At 34.7% G+C, this 19,583-nt stretch carries 18 protein-coding genes; 2 read left to right on the top strand and 16 right to left on the bottom strand.

The window, feature by feature from the left end; genetic code table 11:
• Positions 1-11 precede the first annotated feature (11 nt).
• Entirely contained in the window at positions 12-908 is an 897-nt protein-coding gene (locus LV89_RS15240; RefSeq protein ID WP_109743777.1) for a serine O-acetyltransferase, read from the top strand.
• Between the two features lie 297 nt (positions 909-1,205).
• Here LV89_RS15240 and LV89_RS15235 read toward each other — a convergent pair whose 3' ends face one another.
• The 16 genes from LV89_RS15235 to LV89_RS15160 form a co-directional block, all read right to left on the bottom strand.
• On the bottom strand, positions 1,206-2,396 hold the full coding sequence (locus LV89_RS15235; protein ID WP_158279598.1) for a carboxypeptidase-like regulatory domain-containing protein: 1,191 nt from the start codon (positions 2,394-2,396) through the stop codon (positions 1,206-1,208).
• 41 nt (positions 2,397-2,437) lie between these two features.
• Positions 2,438-3,187: a DUF2306 domain-containing protein gene (locus tag LV89_RS15230; RefSeq protein WP_109743775.1), complete on the bottom strand. Its 750-nt coding sequence runs from the start codon at positions 3,185-3,187 to the stop codon at positions 2,438-2,440.
• A gap of 267 nt (positions 3,188-3,454) precedes the next feature.
• Positions 3,455-5,809 (bottom strand): TonB-dependent receptor, encoded by a 2,355-nt coding sequence (locus LV89_RS15225; RefSeq protein WP_109743774.1) that lies wholly within the window; start codon positions 5,807-5,809, stop codon positions 3,455-3,457.
• A 93-nt stretch (positions 5,810-5,902) separates the two neighbouring features.
• Positions 5,903-6,277, bottom strand: a complete 375-nt coding sequence (locus LV89_RS15220) for an ApeI family dehydratase (protein WP_109743773.1) — start codon at positions 6,275-6,277, stop codon at positions 5,903-5,905.
• Positions 6,274-6,726 carry a hotdog family protein gene (locus LV89_RS15215; RefSeq protein WP_109743772.1) on the bottom strand — a complete coding sequence of 151 codons (453 nt, stop codon included), beginning with the start codon at positions 6,724-6,726 and terminating at the stop codon, positions 6,274-6,276. Before LV89_RS15215 ends, LV89_RS15220 begins: the two co-directional genes overlap by 4 nt.
• Positions 6,723-7,718, bottom strand: a complete 996-nt coding sequence (locus tag LV89_RS15210; RefSeq protein WP_109743771.1) for a beta-ketoacyl synthase chain length factor — start codon at positions 7,716-7,718, stop codon at positions 6,723-6,725. Before LV89_RS15210 ends, LV89_RS15215 begins: the two co-directional genes overlap by 4 nt.
• Complete coding sequence (locus LV89_RS15205; protein WP_109743770.1) at positions 7,715-8,902, bottom strand: beta-ketoacyl-[acyl-carrier-protein] synthase family protein; 1,188 nt, start codon at positions 8,900-8,902, stop codon at positions 7,715-7,717. The genes LV89_RS15210 and LV89_RS15205 overlap by 4 nt, the downstream gene beginning before the upstream one ends.
• Positions 8,903-8,930: 28 nt before the next feature.
• Positions 8,931-9,569 (bottom strand): 4'-phosphopantetheinyl transferase family protein, encoded by a 639-nt coding sequence (locus LV89_RS15200; protein WP_109743769.1) that lies wholly within the window; start codon positions 9,567-9,569, stop codon positions 8,931-8,933.
• A gap of 12 nt (positions 9,570-9,581) precedes the next feature.
• Complete coding sequence (locus tag LV89_RS15195) at positions 9,582-9,851, bottom strand: phosphopantetheine-binding protein (RefSeq protein WP_109743768.1); 270 nt, start codon at positions 9,849-9,851, stop codon at positions 9,582-9,584.
• Between the two features lie 106 nt (positions 9,852-9,957).
• On the bottom strand, positions 9,958-10,650 hold the full coding sequence (locus LV89_RS15190; RefSeq protein WP_109743767.1) for a beta-ketoacyl-[acyl-carrier-protein] synthase family protein: 693 nt from the start codon (positions 10,648-10,650) through the stop codon (positions 9,958-9,960).
• Positions 10,647-11,795 (bottom strand): beta-ketoacyl synthase N-terminal-like domain-containing protein, encoded by a 1,149-nt coding sequence (locus LV89_RS15185; protein WP_109743766.1) that lies wholly within the window; start codon positions 11,793-11,795, stop codon positions 10,647-10,649. Before LV89_RS15185 ends, LV89_RS15190 begins: the two co-directional genes overlap by 4 nt.
• A gap of 12 nt (positions 11,796-11,807) precedes the next feature.
• The gene (locus tag LV89_RS15180; protein WP_109743765.1) at positions 11,808-12,230 is read right to left on the bottom strand and encodes an acyl-CoA thioesterase; all 423 of its coding nucleotides are present in this window, start codon (positions 12,228-12,230) and stop codon (positions 11,808-11,810) included.
• Positions 12,231-12,296: 66 nt separating this feature from the next.
• A complete protein-coding gene (gene flxB / locus LV89_RS15175; protein WP_109743764.1) occupies positions 12,297-13,025 on the bottom strand; it encodes a flexirubin biosynthesis SDR family reductase FlxB in 729 nt (242 codons plus the stop codon).
• A gap of 51 nt (positions 13,026-13,076) precedes the next feature.
• On the bottom strand, positions 13,077-14,696 hold the full coding sequence (gene flxA / locus LV89_RS15170; protein ID WP_211321214.1) for a flexirubin biosynthesis tyrosine ammonia-lyase FlxA: 1,620 nt from the start codon (positions 14,694-14,696) through the stop codon (positions 13,077-13,079).
• Positions 14,697-15,064: 368 nt separating this feature from the next.
• Complete coding sequence (locus LV89_RS15165) at positions 15,065-15,919, bottom strand: ParB/RepB/Spo0J family partition protein (protein WP_109743763.1); 855 nt, start codon at positions 15,917-15,919, stop codon at positions 15,065-15,067.
• 5 nt (positions 15,920-15,924) lie between these two features.
• A complete protein-coding gene (locus LV89_RS15160; protein WP_109743762.1) occupies positions 15,925-16,866 on the bottom strand; it encodes a ParA family protein in 942 nt (313 codons plus the stop codon).
• Positions 16,867-17,886: 1,020 nt separating this feature from the next.
• Between LV89_RS15160 and LV89_RS15155 the strand changes: the two genes are divergently transcribed.
• On the top strand, positions 17,887-18,900 hold the full coding sequence (locus LV89_RS15155) for a replication initiation protein (RefSeq protein ID WP_109743761.1): 1,014 nt from the start codon (positions 17,887-17,889) through the stop codon (positions 18,898-18,900).
• Positions 18,901-19,583 lie beyond the last annotated feature (683 nt).

The following is a 19,583-nucleotide window of genomic DNA, read 5'->3' as shown; positions in this document are numbered from 1 at the left end:
AAATTAAACCCATGAAAAAACTAAACCAAATACATTTACAAATACTTCAAATGATTTTTGAGGTTTACGATAAACACTTCTTAAAGGATTCAACGTTTAAATCAGAACACTTTTTGATACCACTCATCGAATTAATTGAAACCGATTTGGATGCTTATGTTAGTCGTGACCCTGCCGCCAAAAATCATCGCTATGTCTTGGATAGTTACCTGACTTTCAAGGCGGTTCTTTGGTATCGGGTAGCCCATACATTACTCAATTTAGACTATTCCTATATCACGGTTGCCCGTATGATTAGTGAAAACGCTAAATCATTTTCAGGCATAGAGATTCATCCTGCTGCAAAATTTGGGATTGGACTTGTCATTGACCACGGCACAGGTATTGTTATTGGAGAAACATCAATTGTGGGAAAATATGCCTATTTACTCAATGGAGTAGTTTTGGGTGCAAATGGAATTGCGGATAATCGGGCGGGTCACCAAAGGCATCCAATAATTGGAGATTTTTTTGAGTGTGCTGCAAATGTTAAAATTTTGGGTGCAGTTTCTATTGGTAATCATGTAAAAGTGGGTGCGGATTGTCGAATTGATTATGACTTAGATGACAACTCCATTTCCTATTGCAAGGCTATCGTGGAGACTTACCGTGATTATGATTCTGTCAAAATTGATTCTATTTCTGCTCTTACAAAAGAACAAATAGATATCGAAGGAAGAAACTTAAAAGTCATTGATGAATGTATTTGGGTAAATGATAACCACGAAGAAATAATTTTACCTTTTCAACAAACAAATCTGGGTGGTATTACAGTCCTTTTAAAAGGATTGATTACGAAATTCAACTGGGTAAATGTAATATTGAAAAGAAAGGGAAGAGTAATGGTAAAGGCTTCATTTTCTCTTTAAACAACCATTTTCTTGACAATGTCTTCTTAAACTTCCCGAAAATCCATTGCGAGTAAGGAGCTTTCAAAAAGTATAAAACGTAGGCTTTTCTTCCCGAAAGTTCCTTCCCGCAGGGGATTTTCGGGAAGTTTAACAAAGAACCTGTTTAAACTTTCTGTTTTGAAATCTTTGAACTAAAATCTCCCAGTGAAACCGATAGCAGAACTACGTTGATAAAATTTTGGTTTGAAGGATTCTAAAAGACTTGATTTTATTCGGGGACACCTTGTCGAAAGAGAAAGTTTAAACTTATCTGACTTACTTCTGAAAAGTTTGTTTCGACAATATACTTGCTTGTTCTTGCTGAGGGATATTTTGCAGGACGGTTGTATAATTTCCCCAAAAGTTTTCATCCATTGCTCCTACTGCTTTCAAGAAAACGTCTGAGCGATGAGCTTTTGGAAGATTTTTCGGTTTCTTTACCTCTTGCGTTGCAATATCGGTCGTTGTAAATTCTAAAGCGAGTCTGAAATCTTCTGCTTTTCCTTTCACAATTCTATTCAAAGTCATGGTATGAGCCACGCTTTGGAGATAATATTTCCCTTCAATTTTCTCGTAACGAACCTTCGTTTCTTTACCTTTAAAAATGGTAGAATATTTATTTTTCTCCTTACTATTTTTTTGAAGAGCCGCATTATTAGAAGCACAATCAATACCCACAAAGGCGTTATCCTGCGTGTTGATGTACAATTTCCCTTGCAAAGCAGCATCTTCTTCATTCTTCGGACTAAACGAAATCACGTAAACGTCTTGATTATCTAAAGTGGTAACGTCTTGTACATCAAACTTGAATTTTTCTACATCATCGGGATTCATAAACGATATTTTTTGTTGAACAATATCAAAAGTTATAGGCAAAAATGTACCTGAATTGAAGAACGTTTGCATAGAATCTAAAACCATAAATTCTTTTTTACGAGATTGCAAAATATGGATTGTCCCATCTGCCGACGACTGATACGAAGGTTTGAAAACTTCTAAAACTGCTTCTGCTAAGTATTTGTAATTTAAAGTGTTAGGGTCTTGAGAAACTTCTCTGTAAAATCCTGTCAATAAAGTAGGCGATGAAAAATAATTATTATCAATTTCTTTAATGGCACTTTTCACGATGGCTAATGCACTGCTATAAACTTTTACTTCGTTGAGAGCGACTGCACTTGATTCTAAAGCAATTTTTTGAAACGTAGTATCTGATTTCTGGATTTGTTGAGTATAATTTTTATAACCAATACTTGAAACCGTAAGCTGAGCATTCAATAATTTAACAGGAATTTTTAATAAAAAATCGCCTTTTTCATTGGTTGCCGTTCCGATAGTACCGATACGAATATGAGCCCCTTCAATGGGTGTTTGAGATGCTAAATCAAGAACTTGACCTTTGAAAAAATGGTAGTCTTGGGCAAATAAATTGATTTGGCACAAGAGTAGAATAAAGATTATTTTCTTCATAGTATTCATTTATTATATACTTGATAATCTGGCTATTATGTTTATTTAAAGAAACTTAAAACGCTACCATTCAACTGTTTGAATGTCTCTAAAAACCGATGTAAAATTCTGACTGGCAACACTGGAATAATCGGAATTCCATAGTCTTTTCGGTAACGATTTGCCCAAACATCTGATAAAAAACCAATGATTACACCTGGGGCAATCCAAACGACTAAATCGGGGAAAAAACCATGATTATTCGTGATGACAAAAGCCGTTACGGTGGCTGCATAAGAACCCATCATCCGACCAATATGTTGAAAAAACCAGTGCATTTTTTCGACTTCTATTTTTCCTTTAAACCTTAAAATATCCATTCTGGCAATAGAAATACAGAATAAACCGAAGATAGCAAACAAAATACTTAGTACCACATTGTTTGCTGAGAAGAAATAATAGCCACTCGATACCACCATCAATATTCCACAAATTAAGGTGAGATACGCCATCGTCCAATCAACCCTTTGATATTTTGCAGTTTTACTTTTGAAAGCTAAAATTCTCTTTCCCGAAAAGTTGAGATAAAAACTAAAAATGGCAATCATCGTTAAAAAAATAATACTTGGCGACAGTCTAAAACGTATCAGAGCCGTAATACAAACGGTTATCATGGCAAAAAAATACCATTGCCCCGCCTTGCGATGTACCAATCCTCCTTTTTGGGCAAAAATGGCAATCATACCAGTTATCAAGGCAACTGTACCTGCGGCAATGTGCAAGTAAAGGTCAATTTTTAAGATAGTCTCCATAAATAATCAGATTTATACATGAGCTAATTCTCTTTAAGTGTTTAATTCTATTTTGGCACTTAAAAAAAGATGGAAATTTGGGTATTTGCCGTTCAACTTCCCGAAAGTTTTGAACTTTCGGGAAGTTCCCCAAATTCAAATTTTCCCCATTTATTTAAAGTGCCAAAGTAGAATTAAGTAGGGGTTATAATTTTATAAATCATTGATAATCAATTGTATAAAAACACTAAATCCTAATCCCTAAATCCCAACACCTACTTAAAATCTTTAAAACTGAATACGGTAATTAAAGGTCGGATAAAATCCTTGTTGTGTAGAATAAACTAATGTTTTGGCAACAGGGTCTAATTTTTGAGAATAAATATTAGCTCGTCCTGTGATATTTTGTAAGTCTAAAAACCATTCTTCCATCACTTTTTTACGATTTAAACGAAAGAGAATTTTCAAATCTGCTCTCATATAATCTTTCATTTTTGCCCCGTTGATGTCGTCGGTATAATAAACTTTTTTCTCTTTCAAAGACTTCTCAATGTCAAAAGGCGTGTAGCGTTTTCCTCCCGTTGCGGTTACTTTAAAATCAATGGCAAAAGTGCCTCTTTTACTCACTTTAAATTCTCGTCCAGCCAAGATATTTCCTACGTAATTTCCATTAAATGCCGTATTGCGTTCTACTCCGTCGCTTCCTTTATAGGTACTTTCATAAAGCGATAAGGTGCCTAAAAAGTAATAATTATTGATAAAATTTCTTTCAATGGTTAGCTCCACTCCGTAATTTTTGCCCGAACCTTTATTGACCAAATTAGTAACCGTTGGAGACTCAAAATTAGCTCCTTCATTCAACACAGAATATGCAGATGATTGCGTTTGAACGGGTACGTCTGAAAGTGCTTGATAATATGCCTCAGCCTTTAATTTGGTGTTTTTGCTCACGAAAGTTTCGTATCCAAATACGGCTTGATTGCTCATAGTAAAGCCTAAATTTTCATTTGGTCGAGCATATCCATTATCATTTTTCAAATTATTAAAATAAATCGCTAAGTCTTGTAATTGGCTATGTCGCCCAATTCCGAAGCTGAAAGTATGATTTTGTGAAGGCGAAAAACGTAGTCCCAAACGTGGCTCAAAGGAAGTCGTTTTATTGAGTCCAAAGTGCTGAATGTATGCACCTGTGTTGATGACCAATTTATCCATCACTTTCCATTGCCAATTTCCGTAAGCTCTGAGCAAATAAGTGCTACCTTCAAATTCTCTTAATTTCTTAAAATAATTCTTCGAAACCAACGCACTATCAGAATAATTAACGCCAAGTCTGTCAGCCATTACACCAATGACTAAGGTCTGCGAAGCATTCAATTTATTAGTCAAAGCCGTATGAAACGAGATTTTATCTTGACTTGAATTACTTCTATATTTAGCTATCAATAACTTGTTTGCAACAGAATCTGTGGCACTTTGTACGGCGTTTCCAGAAATAGCGACAGTCGTTTTTAAGAAAGAAAAATTATTGAGATAATACGTGTGTCCAAGTCCTAAAACGCCCATTTGGGTATCGTAGGTGGTGTTTTCACTTGAATTACTATAAAAATCTTTTGTACCACTCGAATCAGGTTTGTTGATAATACCACTTGTTCCACCCATTCCGAAAACCGTAAATCGTCCTGCTTTTTCAGTAGGGAAATCAAGTTTAAAAGACAAATCTTGATATTTTGGTGTATTTGTGCCTGTGCCAAAGTTTAAGCCTATTTTTTGTAATAAACCCAACATTGAATAACGATAATTAACTAAATAGGACGCTTTTGAGGTTTTTGAAAAAGCTCCTTCTGCTCCTAATTCTACACCATTAAATCCAACTTGACCTGTATATTCTCGCTTTTCGTTATTGCCTGTCCGCAATTGTAAATCAAAAACACCTGCAATAGCATTGCCATAATTGGCAGGGAAAGCACCCGTTAAAAAAGATGAACGAGCTAAAAGGTTATTATTCAGCATGGTAACTGGTCCACCTGTTGCACCCAAAGCTCCAAAATGGCTTGGATTTGGAATATCAATTCCTTCAAAACGCCAAAGTAAACCCGTTGGAGCGTTTCCTCGGATAATAATGTCATTGCGAGCATCACTATTGCCAACAACTCCCGCAAAATTGGCAACCATGCGAGAAGGGTCATTTCTACTACCCGAAAATCTGCGAGTATCTTCAATGTCAAAAGTTTTGCCACTTACCGAAACCATTCCTTTTTCGATGGACGTTTTGGAGCGAGCAGCCGTGACCACAATTTCATTTCCAAGCGTAATTTGCTCCTCCATTTCAATATCCAAAACGGTTTGTTTTCCAGCCGTAACAACGATATTTGACAAAGTAATTTCTTTGTAGCCAACCGATGAAATTTTGATTAAATTTCTACCAAGTGGCGTATTTTTAATTCTGAAAATACCTTCGTTATCTGTGCTTCCGCCTTTCAGAGGTTCAGTGCCAACAATGATAACATTTACACCAATCAAAGGAGTTTTTGATTGAGAATCTACAATTTTGCCTCTTAACATTTGAGTTTCCTCATCTTGTGCTTTGAGGTTTGCCAATATCCCCACTATGAAGATAATTGATAAGAAAAGTACCTTTTTCATTTAGAAAATTATTACAGTTTTGTTAAACCAGACTTAGAAGTTATTGCATTTAATTATTTATGAATCAGCGGTTTAATCAAAAATCACTTCACTTTATTGCATTACGTACTCACCATCGTATTTACAAAATGTTTGTTCTTTACAGAATACGCTTGCTTTAATTTTTTGGGTAGAATCAGTAGTTAAATTTTGAATTTCTACGGTTATTTGGGGCGTTGTATTGGGGTCAATCATTCCGCTAAATTTTACGTTTTTAGAACTTGAAAACCTAAGTTTTTTACCCAAATGAATTTCCAATAACTCTCTGACCAATTGCAAAGTACAAACACCTGGGACGATAGGTTTGAAAGGAAAATGCCCTTGGTAAATATCATGTTTTGCATTCAGAGAAACTTCAAAAATCACTTTATTTTCTTGTGTTTCTGTACTCAGAATTTTCCCGAAATTAGTCTCTAATAATGCTTTCATGCTTTTGTGGGATTATCTAAAAAAACTCTCATTTCGCAGATTGCCAAAACTTTTTCATCACAAAACGACTCGCCTTTTATCACTAACATTTGTTGTAAATTCATTAAAATTTCAATTTTTGTTGTGATAACATCGCCAATTTTTGGAAAATCAAGAATGGATAAGTCTTTGATTTGTACAATAAAACCAACTTGTGGTTTTTCATTTCTCAAAACCGACTCATAGCCTGCTTTTAGGGCAATTGTTTGAGCAATATTTTCTATCAAACCCGACTCTTGCAAAATGCCATCATTCACTAAAACATTATCTGATTTGACTAAAAATTGCGAGATTGCGGTATTTTCAGTTGTTTCTAACAATGAATCAACCATGATAAAAGGGGCTTGTTGAGGTAGAAAATTAGCTACATTGTCAACATTCACCAGTAAATCTATTTCAAGTATATTCATGGTTTTGAAATGAGAAAAATACTATAATTTATATCGTTGTAATGATTGATAATCAGCACGTTATTGATTTCTTTTGGAGCTTCATCATATAAACTCGAAGTGTTATTCAAAAGCTGAACCGCTTGCCACATCGCATAGCCTGATGAGGTATGATATTCGCCACATTGTTCTTTAAAATTCATTTTTGAATGATTCGCAAACTGTGTTTCTGCAATATTTTTTAATTTGGCATCTAAGTTTTTATCGCCACAATTGCCAATCAAAACAAAATCTATATCGTTAATTTCGAGAGCGTTATCATTCAACAACTGACTAATTTCGTTCGTTATTTCTGAATCATTTTCAGGGCAATATAACATTCTCAAATCTTTCAAAACTGCTTGTGTTTGTGTGTTGGGTTCGGAAGAAATTTGTAAAAAAGTAGCTCCTTCTCCCAAAACAACACCCAAATCCGCAGGTTTTGACTCTTCTTTCAAATAGCCCGCTTGTCGCATTTGTTCGATGTAAGTATCTACTAATTCGTCTAAACCTCCTACCAAAACATTCTTATTTTCGTCATTTTCTTCCATCAACATTAAGGCGTCCATCAAAGCACTTTCAAACGAAAAACCACGATGCACATAGGTCATATTATAGCCGTAACACTTTAATTTTAAGGCAATTTGCCCCGCAATTGAATTAGGTAACGACTGAATAAAAGGCGTTGGCGAATGAGTTGAAGTTTCGTTTTCTAATAGCGGAATCAAGAATTTATCCGAACATTCCACGCCTCCAAGTCCCGTACCAACCACAATGGCATCCATTTGTTCGAGAGCAGTTTCGTTGATACATTTTTGGGAAGCGTACATACCCAATTTTACCAATCTCGACATTCGGCGGAGTTCGCCACTACTGCCTAAAACTTCAGCGTAATTGGGTTCTGAAATTTTGAAGAATGTATTGCTCGCACCTTGTGCCGCCATACAATGAATACTGTTGATGTACGCTTTCATGGTTTTGAGAAAATGATAGAAGAACACGAGCCACCCATGCCAGCAGAATTAGACATGATATGGTTTAAGGAAACACCTTTCTGGGTTGTGCTGATGGGAATTAGCCCATGTTCTTCAATGGCTTCGTTGAAACCTAAATTGGCAGGAATGAAGCTATTATTGATTGATAAAATGGAAAAAACTGCCTCTATCGACCCTGAAGCCGCTAAAGTATGTCCTGTAAAACTCTTGGTAGAACTAAAAGAAACGCCTTCGGTAAAGGTTTCTTTTATCGCCCAGCCTTCGGTGAGGTCATTATTGGGCGTTGCCGTTCCGTGAGCGTTGAGATAATTAATGTCTGTGGTACTTAAAGATGCCGTTTTTAAGGCGGCTTTCATGGCTAATTGTAAGCCATAACCGTTTGGAGATGAGGCAGTTTGATGATAGGCATCGTTACTGCTACCGTAGCCACTTATTTTGGCTAATATTTTATTTTTATCCTTAATTACTTTCTCAGATTCGATGACCAAATACGCTGCTCCTTCGCCTAAATTTATGCCTTTTCTGCGGGCATCAAAGGGCAAACAGGCTTCGGTATCTAAAAGCATTAAAGCGTTAAATCCGTTGATAGTAAATTTGCAAAGAGCATCTGTTCCGCCTACAATTACACGGTCTAAAATGCCTTGCTTTATCATTCTTGTTCCTAAAATAATGGCGTTTAAAGAGGATGCACAAGCGGTATTGATAGTGGTAACAAAACCTTTGATTTTCAAAGCATTAGCGATATATTCACTGCTATCGCCCATGTCATTGGAGGTAACAAAATGTTCTTGATTGGTGCCTTTTAAAAAGTTATGAAAATGGCGTTCTGTATTGACCATTCCGCCAACGGTTGAAGCAGAAATAAAGCCAGTTTTGTAGGTTTTATCAGCAATTTCAATCCCCGACTGAGCAACTGCGTCCTGAGCCGCCCAAAGTCCCAATAAACTGGTGCGAGTTGGCATTTTACCAGCAATTCCTAAACGATTTGCCAAATCTTGATTACTCATTTTGATTTCTCCAGCCACGAATTTTTGTTTAAATTCTGTTTCGACAAAATCCATGTAAGTCAAGCCCGATTTTTCGTTTTGAAGATGATAAAGTGTCTGGCTCATCTCGCTTCCAAGAGCAGAAATACAGCCCATTCCTGTTATGTAAATATTCATTGGTTCGGAGGTTTTGTTTAGCAATTGCCTATCCCTTAAAACTGATTTTTACTCGTTGATATTCGCTAATGGGTTCGTTGGTGGCGACGTGCATCATGTAGTTTTGGTCTAATGGAATTTCCTGCAAAAACCATTTGGCACGTTCCACAAATCCTTGATTATTTCTGATGATAATTTCTTTCAGTGGAATATTCAAGCCTCGTCCATCTGCTTTCACAACCGCTTCTTTTTTTGTCCAGAGCCGATAAAATTGCTCTTGCGTATTTTCATTTTGGTGTAATTCTGCCCATTCATCTTGGTTAAAAAAACTTTGTAAGAATTCTAATGAAATGGGCTTAATCTTCTCAATATCAATGCCAATACTATATTTTTTACTGAAAGCACAAACGGCATATTGAGCCGAATGAGAGATATTAAAATCAAAATCTTGCACAATATTCGGGCGTCCAGTAGGCGATTGTTTTATCATGTCAATCGCCTGTGGGAGTCCATTTCTTTCAAAGGATTCTTTCAGAAGTAGATACCCCAAAAGACTCGTTTGTATTTTTTCTCGGCTAACTTTTCGCTCAATTCTGTCTCTGATAGTAGCTGGCAATTGCAGACGGCACCACTCCCAAAACAAAGGAGTCATCACATCTGATTTTTGAGTATAATAGATTGCCAACATTTAGGTAGAATTTTAAGCAACAACAGGAGATTTTTCAAGAACGTAATCAGCCAATGTGCTAAGCGATTTAAAATGCTCTTTCACATCTTCAGGATTCCCGATTTTGATGTCATAATTTTTATCTAATAAAACCACTAATTCCAAAGCATCAATTGAGTCAAGTCCAAGACCTGCATCTCCAAATAAATAAGAATCTGCGGTTACTGTTTTTGGGTCAATATCCAAGTTTAATTGTTGGATAATTTGCGTTTTCAATACGTCTATTACTGCTGACTTTTCCATGTTAGTAAATATCTAAGAGGTTGATTTTAAATTCTGTATAAATTTATTTGTAAAAAATGACGATGCTAAAGAAATTATACCAAGAGGCTTTTTCACGATACTATTCTCAATATTCGGAGGAAATTGGTTCTGACTCAAAAGCCGTTTTTTGGAAATTTTCTGCTATTTCTTCGGCTGATTTTTGTTTCAAACCTAAGATATTTTCAGCGGTGTGTTCACCCCAAAAAGCAGATTTTCCTGTGCCAACAAAATATAAAAATGCTTCGTAATTTCCTGGCTGAGCATCTACCCAACCACCCATGCAATGCTCAACAATTCGTTCATTTAAAAGGTGATTGGTATATTTTGCTAAAATTTCAGCGTCAAATTCTTCTGAAATAAACAGTGTATTTTCATTGCTAAACCCATGACGAATGCACATTTCGCCCATCATAATATTGGGTAAAGTATATACAAAAACGGCAGGACTTGGGAAGTGGGCGTTTTTATCTTGAATACTTCGTTGGTGCGTTAAATCCGCCATTAGACTTGACGATTTATTGCCAAATACAATCCCGACTTCATCTTTATTGATGTCTTTAATAATCAAAGACTTACAAATTAATTCAGTAGCAATAAAAGCTAATTTTGCCAAAATATCCATCTTGAAAAACTTAGGATAATCTATTTGCAAAAAACGATAACTTTCATTCAAAAACTCGTTTGATTCCACTTGATTTTCAAGATGAAATACAACTTTGCCATCCAAACTAATCGTCTGCTGGCTGATATGACAAATGTGTTGGATAGATGTTTTCATAGGTTTATTTTGCTAAATAATACGGCGGCATTGCAACCACCAAATCCAGATGAAGTTTTTAAAAATGACCGTAATGGCTTGTGTTCTACTGACTTAATGGGGTTCAAATTTTGAACGGTTCCTGATACCTCAAAACCTTTAGAAATTATCGTTTGGTTATGTTGTAAAGACGCAATTCCCATGACCGACTCCAAGACACCAGCCGCCCCTAAAGTATGCCCAAAATAGCCTTTTAAACTATGAATGGGTACAAAATTCAAATCAGCTCTTGCCAATGCCTGAGACTCCATATCGTCGTTATAACGTGTAGCCGTTCCATGAGCAGAAACAAAGTCAATATCTTCTAAATCAGACACTTCTGATATTTTTTGAATGGCTTTCAATAACCCTTGCCCCGTGCGTGAAGGAGCAGAAATATGAGTTGCATCGTTTGAGCTAAAGCCTGCTTTAACGATAATTTGTTCCTTGTTTTCATTGGATTTATTACTTAAAATAACCGTTGCAGCCCCTTCACCTAAATTTACTCCTTTTCGATTATCGTCAAATGGTTGGCAGGGTTCAGCACTCAAAGCGTTGAAAGCCTTAAAGCCCGAAACGGTGAATTTGGTAACTAAGTCGCCACCCAAAACCACCACATTATTATAAATCCCTGCGTCAATGAATCTTTTGCCCACTAAAATCCCCTGAGTACCTGATACACAGGCATTTGAAACCACGATTGGCTTATTTTCAAAGCCTAAAAATTCTGCAATTTTCTGAGCCGTTTCAGCAAGAAAAAGCCCTGTGTCAAAACTTTGATTTTGAACAATATTCTCCAACAAATCAATATTTCCTTTGGTCGAACAAAATATCAAAACGGAGTCTTTTCCCAAACAATTATGTTTTGTTTGTTTTAGAGCATCGGCAACTGACAGAATACACATTTTTTCTAATTTTGAGTATTCATCTTTAAAGTCACCCAAAACTTTAAATCGCTGATTTATAACGTTTTCCTGCATTTTTGAAACACAAAATGGTTCGTTGGTAAAATCAAATTCTTGAAAACTTAACCCAGATTTTTGGGATTGAATATGCTCAAAATTGTCTTCTGTATTAAATCCCAAAGGACTCACTACATTGGTGGCAATGACGTAGGTATTTTTCATAATCCATGAAAATTAGGCAAACCATCTTTTCTTCCAATCTTGGACAAAATCAGGTAGCGTGAGTTGTAATGTTCCTTTGGTATCTAAAAAAACTTGGGTAGTGGTAGCGGTACACAATACTTTTGAAGTGGTTGGCGAAATCAAGCGATATTTGAAAAATAACTTGGCGGCTTCTGTTTCCACAAAAGTGGTTTCAACCAAAACGCTATCGCCATAATACAAAGATTTTTTGTATTGAATTTTCAAATCAACGATTGGAGCAAGATAGCCTGCTTTTTGTATGTGAATATAGCTTAGACCAAATTTTCTCCCGAAATCCTCTCGTCCATCTTCCAAATATTTGACATAGTTTCCGTGCCAAACAATAGACATCGAATCCACCTCATTGAAGCGAATAAGGACTTCTTTGGTAGAAGTCATTTGTAAAGTTTCCATATTATTTAGGTATATGGTGATTGGTGATTAGTGATTAGAAAATTAGTAAAATATATTATCGCTTAATCAAGAATGTAATCCTCCGTTTACTTCTAAAACTTGACTGGTGATGTAAGATGCTTTTGAAGAAGCGATAAACCCGACCAATTCCGCTACGTCTTCGGGTTCGCCAAAACGTTTCATCGGAATCATTCCTTTGTGTGCATCTTCATCAATATCGTGAATCATATCGGTACGAATAAAACCGGGAGCAATGGCATTGACGGTAATATTTTTACGTCCAACTTCTTGTGCCAAAGCCTTTGTAGCACCAATAATGGCGGCTTTTGAGGCGGAGTAATTGGTTTGTCCCGGTAAACCTGTCAGTCCAGAAAGTGAGACAATATTGATTACTCGTCCGTATCTTTTCTTTATCATTTCTCTGATAATCAAACGAGTAACATTATAAAAACCACCGATTCCTGTATCCATTACACCGTACCATTCTTCGTTAGTCATTGACATTAACAAACGGTCTTTTCTGATTCCCGCATTGTTGACCAAAACTTCAATTCTGGCCTCTGGATTATTCGCCAACCATGTATTGATGGCAGTATCCACCTGATTTTGATTAGCAACATCAAATTGCAAAATTTCAGATTGAACGCCTTTTTCGATAAGTTCAGTTTGTACTTCACGGGCTTTTTCTTCATTGCTGACGTAGTTTATCAGCACATTATAACCCATTTCTGCCATTTTTAAACAGATGGCTCTACCGATTCCACGAGAACCACCTGTAACTAATGCGTATTTCATATTTTCAGATAACCTTTTTCTATATACGTTTATGATTTTATCGAATGTTATTTAAACAGGACAACATTCCACTTCCATTTCAAATTCGGCGTTGGTTTCTACGGTACTCTCCATTTTACAGCCTTTTGAGGTAATGTCAATCGTGGTATTGTACAGATATTCTTTGACTGCCCCAATTTTTGGATACATGATACTATCGTTAGAAAAGACTGGTACAAGTTCTCGAAGTTGCTGATAAACTCTTTTTGAACAACTTGACAGCTTATCTTCAAAGCCTAAATAATCAACCGCTTGAATGATAGTCAGAAACTCAACTGCTAAAATTTGAAAGGTGTTTTCGATAACTTTACTCGCCAAAAGTGCCGCATTTGAACCCATACTCACAATGTCCTGATTATCGTTATTATTCGGAATGCTATGAACGTACATCGGGAAAGACAAAGTTTGATTTTCGGCAACTGTTGAGGTCGCCACAAATTGAGCTCCTTGCATTCCGAGATTGAACCCTAATTTTCCTAAATTGACAAATGGCGGTAAAATTTGATTCAATTTATCGTTCAATAAATAATTCAATTGACGTTCAGAAAGCATTGATAATTTGGTAATAGCAGTTTTCAATTTATCCATTTCGAGCGACACATAATCACCATGAAAATTCCCGCCGTGATACACGTCTTCACGTTCTGCATCTACAATTGGATTATCATTAACCGAATTTACTTCTGCAATTAATACATTGATAACTTGTTCAATGGTATCATGAATTGGACCTAAAATTTGAGGAACGCATCTGATAGAATAATACTCCTGCATTTTCTCTTTCAAGACATTTACCGTTACTTTCTTTTCGTAATGGTGTTCTCTTCTACTTCTTACCAAAGTGCTATCTTTCAATACACTACGCATTTTTTTAGCAACAAAAGCTTGTCCTTCGTGCAGTTTAACGGCATTGAGTTCATAAGAATAATGGTCGTCGAAAGATTCTACCAATTCAACAATCATAGCTGAGGCAAGAATACTCCAATTCATTAAATTTTGAGCATGAATTGCATTCACAATACCGACGCCCGTCATGGCAGACGTTCCATTCATCAATGCCAATGCTTCACGCAAACGAATTCTGAATGGTTCTAAGCCTAATTCTTCAATAACATGTTGTGTATTCTGAATATTTCCTTTTAGGTCGGTTACTTTTCCTTCACCAATCAAGGATAAAGCTAAATGAGAAAGTTGGACTAAATCGCCACTTGCTCCAACGCTACCGTGTTCGTAAATAACAGGTAAAACATCGTTATTGATGTATTCGCAGAGAAGTTCTACCAATTCGGGATGCACGCCAGAATATCCTTTCAAAAGGGTATTTAAACGAGCCACCATCAATGATTTCACAAAAACAGGCGAGATTGGATTTCCCATTCCTGTGGTGTGGCTTCTGATTAAATTATACTGTAATTGTGTTTGTTCTTCTTCCTCAATACGATACTGAGCCATTGGGCCAAAACCTGTATTGATACCATAGATGAGTTTATTTTTAGTGAAGTCCTCTAAAAAATTATAGCATTTCTCCACCCTTTTGGCGGCTTTATTACCTATTTCAATGTTAGCGTCTTCAAATAAAATTTTCTTAAAATCTTCGAGTGTCAGATGGTCGTTACCAATAGTAATTTTCATGTCAGTATGGTTTTCAGTTTAGTAATTTATATTATCAAAATGGTTTAGCAGTAATTGAGAGTTTTTCACATTTGAAAATTAATAAATCGGCTATACTCCCTAAAAAAATTTATACTAATCCCTATTTTTAACTATACTAATTCGATTTTTCAAGATTTGACATTATCTCAATATTATGTTTTTTAGCCAAATTTGGCATTCATACATGCTCCAATTATTCATTTTTAAATATTTTGATTTAATCACTTGCAACTCAAATTCGCAATATTTTTCACCTCTACTCTTTAAATAATAAAACAGGAGTCATCATTACCGAAATAATGATGACTCCTGTTTTATTATTTTTATCTGATAATCAGACTTTTACGCTATAAATAATTCATCAAAGTGTTTATTTTTTCTAATAAAATAAGGCACGCTTGTTTATCTAATTTATTAGTCGCTAATGCTCGGATTGAGTTTTCTAAATCACTTACATTTGTTGTATTCTCCTCTCCTATTTTTTGCGTTTTTTCTCTTGCAATCGTTTTTACAATTTCTTGTGGCGAACTCAATTCTTGCGTTTCAGTAGTATCTACTTTTGCTAAACTTACAATATCAGATTTATTTACTTTCGTTTTTCCCGACAATACGTCTTGTCGTAATTCTGGCGTAAGTTTATTTAAGCCTTTGGCAAATTCGGCATCTCGTCTGATTGTCTTTTCATTTACCTTAAATTCTTCCGCTAAATTAAACGCAACATTCACCGTTTTGGGCAATCCTTCTTGGCTTTTAACAACGTTATTATACTTCAAACCTCGGTAATAAGAAATTTGCTCAGGTGTTAAGTTTCTTCTATTCAATTGTTTGTTTAACATTGAATCTTTCACATCCTGAATATCCTTGTAGCTTCTCAGAATTATCCGAAAATCTAAATTATATTTCTGACTAATACGATAACGGTTGTGTCCGTCAACTAACACATAAACTGTTTTATTGCCCGTGTTTTCCAATCCCACAGCTTCGGGCGTAGTTTCCCAAATAATCAATGGGTCAGAGATACCATCTTTTAGAATATCTTGCTCCAAACCTTCCGATTCTTCTTTGCTTAGTGGACTGATAAAATCCCGAAGTTCATCAATAATAATAAACTCTTTTTTTATTTTAGTTTCAGTTTCAAGCAAGGATAAAGGAATTGCTTCTGTATTTTTTTGTATGGCTTTTTTGAATATATCTTTTTTCATCAGGATTACGCATTTATTAATTCTTTAGCCAAATTACTGTATTGTTCGCTTGGTAATGATTTTGGACTATATGTAAAAATATCTTGTTGCATTACTTGTGATTCTCTCAAATATTTTGAGTTATCAATCATTGTATCACAGACGTTAAAATTATTATATTTCTCTCTAATTTGTTCCATCAATGCTTTATGCACATTTTGATTTAAGACCATCGTAAAAACGATTCCCTTAATTCTTAAATTAGGATTACTGTATGTTTGAACCTGTTTTATTCTCTTGAAAAGATTATCAACTCCATGAAAAGCACTCGCTTCTGGTTGAATTGGTATCAAACACTGATTAGACGCTACCAATGAACTTATGGTACAAATACCCAAACTTGGCGGACAATCAATTAACACATAGTCATAATTTTTTTCAATTTCTTGGATTTTTAGAGCCAATCGTCTTTCTGCACCAACAGCACTTGAAAACTCAGATTCTCTATCCGCCATCGTTATATCTGACGGTGAAATGTGTAAATGCTTGTTAATTTCCACAATTGGCAATGATTCATCATCTAAAAGGGAGTTTATTATTTGCTCAGTTGGTTGATGAATTCCATAACATTGCGAAAGATTCCCCTGCGAATCCATATCAATTAACAGAACTCGATTACCCATTAAACTCAAAGCTTTTCCAACATTAATGGTTGTTGTTGTTTTACCAACTCCTCCTTTGTGATTAACCACTGAAATAATAGTAGCTTTTTCAAAAAGCGAATCTGAATAACCATACTGCCTCAAAACACTTTCTAAAGCTGGTATATATTTATTCGGAATTGTTTTTTTCTCTTGAAATGCCCTATGCAAAGTTCTTGCTGGCATCCCTGACTCCTTTTCTATTTGAGAAATATTTAAACCTGTTCTGGTTTGGAAGAAGCGTTCTATTTTTTCTTGTGTTATCATATAAATATTTATACAAAATATACACAAATGTATATCTTTTTACACAAAACGCAAATTTATTTTCAGATAGCAAACGGACAAATTGTCCGTTTGCTATCTGAAAATTTCATAATCAAAATAGGAAACCCACTTTTGAACCGTAATATATCCAATAAAGACGCTAAAGCGACATTTTTACATTGTTTCAAGCGATTCTGAAGAAATAGTCAAAAAGATGAATATTTTGTGTAAAAATGTCGCTTTAAACTTCGCTAAGCTACAAAAACGCCAAATTATCGTCTAATTACCCCTTTTAAAAAATAATTATTGCCTAAAATCTTCCGAAGACATACCTTAAAGCGACATTTTTACACAAAAAAAAACGTTTGTCATTTAATGCTTTTTTTCAAAAAAAACTAAGCGACATTTTTACAATAAACATAACTCAATAATAATCAACAAGTTATGAGTAAAAACACATTCTTTTTCTAAAATTTTATGTTCATGCAACTTATGAATGATAAGTTGCATGAACATAAAGCGACTTTTTTACACAAAAAATGAGGTTGGATTCCTCTATAAATACTAAAAACAATCATTCTAAATTCCTAAAAGAGCTATTTAAGTATTAGAATTAGCTCAAATTTTAAAGAAAAAGAGCATAAGGCGACATTTTTACAAGGCAGCGATTAAAAATTTCATCAAAAAAGAGTATAAATACACGTAAAGCGACATTTTTACATACATAATGACCATTATTCAATGTTTGTGTCTGAATAAGCCTTTTTTTAGCAAAAAAGCAGCTAAATCCTTTTATTTTTAGTAATCACTTCTTGATTTTTAAATTTTATCAAATAATTTGAATGATTTAGGAGGCTTCTAACTCACTGTTTTTCAAGTATTTACAAACCGTAAGGCGACATTTTTACACTCGTAAGGCGACATTTTTACACAAAAACACAGATTTAAGGCGACATTTTTACACTTTAAGGCGACATTTTTACATTTTATACTTATCTTTATTACCCAATTCTTACAACTATGGCAAACATTATTCTCGAAGCTGAAAAATACCTTGAACATCCCTATACTCCAAATAGAAAAGATAACTATTTGCCTAATAAACTCGTAGTTAGTAATACCCAATTTACCAGAGTTGAGCAGAGATTATTTGAATACTTTGTAAATCAGATTGACCACGGCTCGATTGATGTCAATCATGGAATGCTTGTAAGGATTCCTTTGGATAAAGTGAAAGAGTTTATCACTCCACGACAAATAGTAGCTGTAACACGAAGTATGGCACAAAAAGTCATGACATTTTTTGACTTGTCGAAACCGAATTTGGAGTTTAAGCATATTCCTATGTTTTCGAGCATTAGTTATAACGAAGACAATAACGGACATTTAGAATTTAAGTCAAATGCACAGTTATCGCCCTATTTAGCAAATTTAGGAACTCAATACACACGATATGATTTTAAGACCATTCTCCAATTCAAATCTATCTATTCGACATTGATGTATAAGTTGATAAGACTACATCTTGGACAAAATAGGACAACATTTATATACAGCATTGAGGAGCTTAGGAAGCTACTACAAGTAGATAAAGACAAATACAATAATTTGAATGACTTTAAGAAGCGTGTTCTTGAACCTGTAAAGGTTGAACTAAAGCAAATTAATGGGATTCCGATACATTTTGACTATGAAAATTGTGGTAATAAACAACGAAATGTAACCCATTTACAATTTACCATTTTTACGGCTTTTGAACTTAGTCAATCTGAGAAACAGGAGTTTTTAGAAGCTACAACGATAAATCCACAATTGGTAAATATTAGATTGGAAGAAATTTTAGCGACCAAATATAATTTCAGAGAAAACCATCGCAACATCATTCTAAACGACAATGAGAAACTCAATAAGTTTGCAACCCTTCATATTGAGTTTGAAAATAATTTACACCCCAAAGTCAAAAATAAGACTGCCTACATTCTTGCCTGCTTAGACATGGTTTCAAAAAAGAGTAGTTTGTCCGCCAAAAAATAATAAGTGTATTTTGAATAGGGGAGTAGCATGTAAATTTGTCGCACAAAGTAAATACAAATTCGTTTTTCTTAAAATACAACTTTTAAGAGTCAATAAATTATCATTTACACATCGTCGTTAGTCAAACGCTCGATTTCTCTAAAAATACAAATTAAGTTGTTGAAAAGTTTATTGTAATCTTTAAAAATATAATCAACTGAAAATAAACAACTTACATACAATACCAATACATTTAAGCAACAAACGAAACGTCTGAGATTCTAATAAAACTTTTTGTCACGACCACTTCAAGGAAATAAATCAATGTCGAGACATAAAACTATCTATTATTTGTTGCAATCAAGAAATAGCCGCAGACAGAGCATAAAAAGTCGATGTCCGTAGTTGTAGCAAATTTTGAACTAATTTAATTCCGATAAGTAAAGTTTATCAAAAGTAAAATGAAATAATTTGATTATTCTGAAAAGTAATCATTCCAGTAGTTGACTTGCACCCAATCTCAAACCCATCTCGATATAAAGGCAAATGATACGTTTGAACTTCACTATAAAAATTCCCTATATTTTTCAATCGTCTGTAAGTGTAATTTCATTGGTAGTAAATTTTAAGAAAGAATTTATTTTGATAAAAACAAGATTCAAACCTTAATCACCTACAAGAGAGAATAGTCTTTCATTATTTAC

The sequence above is a fragment of the Arcicella aurantiaca genome (assembly GCF_003148625.1).
Taxonomy (GTDB): domain Bacteria; phylum Bacteroidota; class Bacteroidia; order Cytophagales; family Spirosomataceae; genus Arcicella; species Arcicella aurantiaca.
This window is presented reverse-complemented; position numbering and strand designations above follow the sequence as displayed.